General features: G+C 73.3%; 5 protein-coding genes. 2 read left to right on the forward strand and 3 right to left on the reverse strand.

Annotated features, from left to right (window positions below; genetic code table 11):
* Window positions 1-59 precede the first annotated feature (59 nt).
* Window positions 60-2846 (reverse strand): fibronectin type III domain-containing protein, encoded by a 2787-nt coding sequence (locus GTW40_RS30280; protein WP_161183326.1) that lies wholly within the window; start codon window positions 2844-2846, stop codon window positions 60-62.
* 361 nt (window positions 2847-3207) lie between these two features.
* On the opposite strand from GTW40_RS30280, the gene GTW40_RS30285 reads away from it, so the two are divergent.
* Window positions 3208-4074 carry an AraC family transcriptional regulator gene (locus tag GTW40_RS30285; protein WP_161183327.1) on the forward strand — a complete coding sequence of 289 codons (867 nt, stop codon included), beginning with the start codon at window positions 3208-3210 and terminating at the stop codon, window positions 4072-4074.
* A 30-nt stretch (window positions 4075-4104) separates the two neighbouring features.
* Window positions 4105-4608 carry a DUF6314 family protein gene (locus GTW40_RS30290; protein ID WP_161183328.1) on the forward strand — a complete coding sequence of 168 codons (504 nt, stop codon included), beginning with the start codon at window positions 4105-4107 and terminating at the stop codon, window positions 4606-4608.
* Window positions 4609-4620: 12 nt separating this feature from the next.
* Here the strand turns inward: GTW40_RS30290 and GTW40_RS30295 are convergent, their stop codons facing one another.
* Both GTW40_RS30295 and GTW40_RS30300 read right to left on the reverse strand, forming a co-directional pair.
* Window positions 4621-5214 carry a histidine phosphatase family protein gene (locus tag GTW40_RS30295; protein ID WP_161183329.1) on the reverse strand — a complete coding sequence of 198 codons (594 nt, stop codon included), beginning with the start codon at window positions 5212-5214 and terminating at the stop codon, window positions 4621-4623.
* A gap of 125 nt (window positions 5215-5339) precedes the next feature.
* Window positions 5340-6335: PLP-dependent aminotransferase family protein (locus GTW40_RS30300; protein WP_161183330.1), on the reverse strand; the 996-nt coding region annotated here is incomplete at its 5' end.

Here is a 6335-nt window from a genome sequence, read left to right on the forward strand (position 1 = left end):
GCGCCCCGGCGGCGAGCCAGGGTACGCAGGGCGCGTGGTGATACGGGGGCGGCGAGGAACTACGCGTGGGTGCGTGCGGTGGGCACCGACCCGAGGGAGGCCGTCGGGGCCTCCCGCAACAGGGCGAGATCCTGCCCGGCGTCCGGACCGGAATCGCCGCCCGCCCGGACAGCCTTACGGGAAGCGCCGCTCGTGCCCGTGCCGGAGGCGCCGGTACCGCCGCCCCCGGTGCTCGGCGGCGCCGGGACGGAGACCGCGCCGGAACGCGCCGACTCCATCTGGCCGTTGACCGCCGTCACCGCGAACTCGAAGTTCCAGCTGCCGGGGAAGAGGAAGGCGATGCCCCGGTCCGGGGTGTCCGAGATGTACTCGTCGGACTGCCAGGGGCCGTTCTCCGTACGGTTGCGGTACCAGACGCGGTATCCGGCGGCCTGCGGCGAACTGTTCCAGTCGAGCTGGACCGTCGTGGCGTCGATGGACGAGATACGCAGGCCCGTCGGGGTCGGCGGGGTGCCCGCGCCGATGGTGACGGGCCGGGCGCCCGTCGGCAGGCCGCCGCCCACCGCGTTCCAGGTGTCCATCGCGACCACGTAGTGATGGCCCGGGACCAGCCCGGAGATGTGCGCCGAAGTGCCGCGCACCGCCGTGCTGTTGAGGAAGGCGCCCGGCGTGTCCTTGTCCCAGGTGAGGATCTCGTAGCGGTCCACGCTGTCGCTGTACGGACCCGTCGCGGGCTCCCAGGAGATGTCCACACCGTCCAGTGTCGGGTTGGTGAGGATGTGCGTGGGCGGCGCCGCCGTGTGTGGATGGGCGGTGGCCCGGACGATCGGGGACCACGCCGAGATGCCGTCGCCCCCGTCGTCGACACGGACGGAGTACTCCCACTCCCAGCCGTCCTGGGTCCAGGTCGTGTCGTACCGGTTCGCCGGGACCGGCGTCTCGTTCCACGCGGTCGCGCCCACCAGCCGGGAGCGGACCGTGTAGCCGCGCGCGCCGTACACCCGGTCCCAGGTGACCGTGACGCCCAGGTCGCTGGAGACGGCCCGGACGTTCGCCGCGAGGCCCACGGGGCGCTCCGGGACCGACACGGGGACGGCGGGGACGCTCTGGCCGATGCCGAACCGGTCGTGGAGGGTGGTCTCGAAGGCGTGCGCGATCTGGAACTCGCCGAGCGCGTTGGGGTGCAGCCCGTCGTAGCCGGCGGGGCAGGCGTCACGGGCGCAGGTGTAGTTGCCCGACCAGTTCACCAGCTCGACCGGCGAGACGGGGGTGCTCCACCGCGGGATGGCGTCGCGCAGCATCAGGTCGTAGTCGGTGGTGCTGAGCGGCAGGTCGTCCCGGCCGCCGATGTACGTGCGCTGGGGGACGTCCGCGACGGCGAACTTCACGTCGGGACGGGCGGCCCGCGCCTCGTCCACGAACGTCTTCATGCTGTCGAGCGTCCCCTGCGGTCCGCTCACCCACCAGCCCATGTCGTTGAAGCCGAGGCCGACGAGGATCATGTCCGGGTGGTACTGCGCCACCATGCCCCGGATCAGCCCCTTGTCCTGCATCGCCTGTCGGCCCCAGACCCCGAAGTGGTCGCTGTCGAAGGCCGGGTCGACGCCCGCCGCGTAGCCGCCCGAGGTGTCCGGGTTGTCCAGCGAGGCGCCGGGGGTCTCTCCTTGCAGAGGGGGCCGCGCCGGGGGCTGGGGCGTGGCCTGCGCCTTGGTCCCCTTGTACGGCCCGACGAAGTCGACGGCGATGTGCTGGTCGTGGAACCACTTCCAGAGGCGGTAGCGCCAGGTCCAGTCGCCCTCGTACCCCTGCGTCATGGAGTCGCCGACGACCATGACCCGCAGGGGTGTGCCGGTTCCTCCGACGCCCCGCTGGAGGTCGTTCAGGCGGCGCAGCAGGGCCGGCACCATCTCGTTCAGGCGGTCGCCTACGTACGTCAGCGGGGCGGCGAAGCTGCCCAGCCGGGCGAAGACGGTACGCAGGCTGGTCTGGATCTCGGCGACGAAGGTCCCGGCGCTGTCACTCGCCCATTTCACCAGGGCACCCGTGAATGCACCTGCCACGGCACCCCAGAGGGCCGAGGCGAGCAGGCCGCCCCAGGTGTCCGGGTCCTTGAAGTCCGCGTGGTCGAAGGCGGCGTTCAGCGCCTCGGTGACGAAGCCGGCGAGGCCGCCGCCCACGGCGGCGCAGACCGGGGCGGCCACCGGGGCCCCGGGAGCGAACAGGGCGAGGCATACGCCGCTCGCGAGGACGTTCGTCGCCAGGCCGATTCCGCCCGCGAGGAACTTCTGCCACCACGTGGCGCTCGTGCCGACCTCCCCCGTCGGCAGGACGAGGACGATGCTGTCGCCCACGGCCGTGACCCGGCCGTCGTAGTCACCGGCGTCCGTCGTCGGGTAGAGCCCCACCGCGTTGTCCCGCGCATGGTCGTAGAGCGCCTGGGCGAGGGTGTGCCCGGAGTTCTGGTCGGCCTGGACGGCGGCGACCGCCTTCTGGGCCTCGGCGCGGGTCTCGTCGCGGCGCTCGGGCACGTTGTAGTCGAAGGCCACGACGAGGTCGCTGTCACTCTGGGCGAGCGTCCGCAGCGAACCCGCGTCCCCGGCACATCCCATGCGCAGGATCATGGCCGGGGCGTTCGCCACGGCGTCGAAGGGTGTGGCGTGTGCCGCGCACGCCGCGCCGGTGTCCTGTGCCCCCGCCTCGGCCGCTGACGCGGGTCCCGCGCTCAGCGCGGAACCGGTCACCACCATGGCCAGGGTGAGCAGGAGCACCACCAGGTGATCGGCGAGAGCACGGCGCGGGCCGGTCCCGTGCCGTCTCCCCGCCGCCGATCTGTGTAACGCACGCATCGTGAACCGTGTTTCCTTCCGGATCGTCAAGAGGTACCGCCGGGGCAACGCATGGAGGGGGGCGCGCCACGGGACACCTCCCGCGCACCGCTGGTCCCCCCGGGGGGAGATTCCTCGGGCCCCTTCGTGGCGGACGGTCTCCGCACACACACCCGCCCCGCGCCGCGGTTGTACGAAGAACGCACCGCCCGGCATCGTGATCATCATCGCCCCTCGGAGCGCGCGCCGGAACGCAGTCACGTGAAGAATGCACGAATCTCTTCCGGCGCCCGCCGACCCGACATCATCGGGCACCGATAGTCGGGCCCGGCCTCCCCCGCCCCGCCTAGCGTCAGTCACGTCAAGAGGAAGGAACAGGCGCGTGCTGGAGCGGCTCAACCACGTGATGGACCGGATCGAGCAGGGGCTCGACGGGACCGTGGACGTCGAGGAGTTGGCGCGGATCGCGGCCACCTCCGTGTATCACCTGCGGCGGATGTTCTCCGCGCTGGCGGGGATGCCGTTGTCGGAGTACGTGCGGCGCAGGCGGCTCACGCTCGCGGCGGCGGAGGTGGTCGCGGGCCGGGAGGCGCTGCTCGACATCGCCGTCCGGTACGGCTACGGCTCGGGTGAGGCGTTCGCTCGGGCGTTCCGCGCGATGCACGGGGTCGGGCCGGGTGAGGCCCGGCGGACCGGTGCGCCGCTCAGTTCGCAGCCTCGGATGTCCTTCCGTCTCGTGATCGAAGGGAGCGGCAGTATGCGGCATCGGATCGTGGAGAAGCCGGAGTTCGGCGTGGTCGGGTTCAAGGCCAGGGTGCCGTTGGTGCACGCGGGGCCGAACCGGGCGATCATGGACTTCGTCCGGGGGATCGACAAGGAGGAACTGGCGGGGCTGGCCAAGCTGTCGGACCAGGAGCCGGAGGGTGTCGTCGCGGTCTGCGACGACCTGGACCCGAGCCGGGCCGAGGGTACGGAGCTGGACTACTACCACGGGGTGGTCACCTCGGCGCCCGCGCCGGACCATCTCGCGAGCCTGGCCGTCCCGGCCGGTACCTGGGCGGTGTTCACCGTCTCCGGGCCCATGCCGGAGGCCGTGCAGTTGCTGTGGCGGGACGTGTTCACGCAGTGGTTCCCGTCGAACCCGTACGCGAGCCGCCCCGGCCCGGAGATCCTGCGGGTCCGTCCCACCCCGGACGGCACCGAGGCCGACTGCGAGCTGTGGCTGCCGGTGGAGGAGGCGGGGCGGTAGCCCGGGGGCGGGCGGCCGTAAACTCGGGGCATGGATGCAGGGAGCGCCACGGCAGCGGACCAGGTGAACGGCGGCCCCGTGCCCGTCCCCGACTCCCTGCCCGTCCCCGACACCCTGGCCCATCTCGCCGGACGCTGGCGCGTCACCCGCGAGGTACGCGACCTCGCGAGCGGAGACACCGGCCGCTTCGAGGGCGTCACCGTCTTCGCGCCCCTGCCGGACGGCGAACCCGGGCTGCTGCACGAGGAGTCCGGGGAGTTCACCTGGCAGGGAGTGACCCGGCCCGCGACCCGTACGCTGCGTTTTCTGCCCGGTCAGGAGCCCGGCACGGCGGACGTACGGTTCGCGGACGGGCGCCCCTTCCACGAGCTGGACCTGCGCACGGGGCACTACCTCGCCGGGCATCCCTGCTCGGCCGACTTCTACCGGGGCGAGTTCACCGTCACCGACGCCGACCACTGGCGCTCGGTGTGGCGGGTCGGCGGTCCGGCGAAGGACCTGGTGCTGACCACCGAGTACGTGCGCGAGGGCTGAGCACCTCGACGGCTACGTGTGCGAGGGCTGGGCCGACACCCCGTCCAGGCGGAGGTTCCAGCGCCCCGACCCGCCCGTGACGGTGGTGGCGGAGAGCGGGCGTACGTCGAGGTTCCAGTAGGTCGCGGGTGGTGCCTTCAGCGCGTACACCAGGGCCGCGCGGATCACGGCGGGCTCGGCGACGGCGACGATCCGGCCGTACTCGTCCACGGGCCGGGTGTCGAGCCAGCCGCCGACCCGGGAGATGAACGCCAGCAGGGACTCGCCGCCGTGCGGGGAGGAGCGCGGGTCGGTCAGCCAGGCGTCCACCGCCTGTGGCTCGCGGGCCATCGCCTCACCCAGGGTCAGTCCGCGCCAGCGGCCCATGTCGCAGTCACGAAGGGCGAGTTGGACCAGCGGGGCGTACCCGAGGGCGTCGCCGGTGGCGCGGCTGCGCGGGGTCGGGGAGCAGTAGCGCAGCTCGGCGGCGGCCAGCGGGAGCAGGTACCCGACCATCCGCTGCACCTCGTCCCAGCCGGCCTGGTCCAGCGGCCGGTCGTCCCCGAAGCGCTCGGCGTACGACGGGGAACCGTGGGCGGCCGCGACGAACGTCACCCGAAGTGGCATGGGCCGATGGTGGGCCCAGGACGGGTACCGGTCAAGGGCGATCAGGCCCCCGCCACCCGGAGTGACCGGAAAACACCGCCGTGCCGGGTGTCAACCGACAGGCACCGTACGGGACTTGTCCGACTTCACCGCACTTCGTCGTACGCCGCCCGCAGCCGCCGCACCCCCTCCGCGATCTCCCCCGTACTCGCCACCGCCGCGAAACTCAGCCGGATGTGGGCCGCCGGGGGCTCCGCGCTGAAGTAGGCGCGCCCGGGGGTGACGGAGACGCCCGCGCGCAGGGCGGCGGCGATCAGGGCGGGTTCCGTGATGCCCTCGGGCAGCCGGAGCCAGAGGTGGAAGCCGCCGAACGGGATGTGGGACACGGTGAGTTCGGGAAGGTGGAGTGCGAGCGCGCCGGCCATCGCCTCCCGCCGTACCGCCAACTCGGCCGACAGCGACCGTAGATGGCGCGGCCACGCCGGGGAGCCGACCAGTTCGAGGGCCGCCTCCTGGAGCGGGCGGGGCACGAAGAAGCTGTCCACGACCTGGATGGCGCGCAGCCGTTCGAGGACCGGGCCGCGCGCGGCGAGCGCGGCCACCCGGAAGCTGGGCGAGGTCGCCTTGGTGAGCGAGCCGACGTGGACGACGACGCCGTCCGGGTCGTCGGCCGCGAGCGGGCGGGGCAGCGGGGGCGCGTCGGCGTGTGCGAGGCGGCGTACGTAGTCGTCCTCGATGACGAAGGCGCCCGAGGCGCGGGCGATGCGCAGGACCTCGGCGCGGCGGTCGGGGGCGAGGACGGCGCCGGTGGGGTTCTGGAAGAGCGGCTGGCAGACGAAGGCGCGGGCGCCGGTGGCGCGGAAGGCGTCGGCGAGCAGGTCGGGGCGTACCCCGTCGCGGTCCACCGGCACCGGTACGGGCCTGAGTCCGGCGGCGCGGGCGAGGTCCAGCATCCCGGGATAGGTGGGCGACTCGACGAGGACGGGGGCACCGGCCGGGGCGAGGGCGCGCAACGCGGTGGCCAGCGCGGACTGGCCGCCCGCCGCGATCAGCACCTCGGCCGCGGTGACGGCGCCGCCGATGCCGCGCGCGAACCACTCCCGCAGCTCGGGCAGCCCCTCCAGCGGCGGGCGGCCCCAGGC

The sequence above is a fragment of the Streptomyces sp. SID4985 genome, assembly GCF_009863025.1.
Taxonomy (GTDB): domain Bacteria; phylum Actinomycetota; class Actinomycetes; order Streptomycetales; family Streptomycetaceae; genus Streptomyces.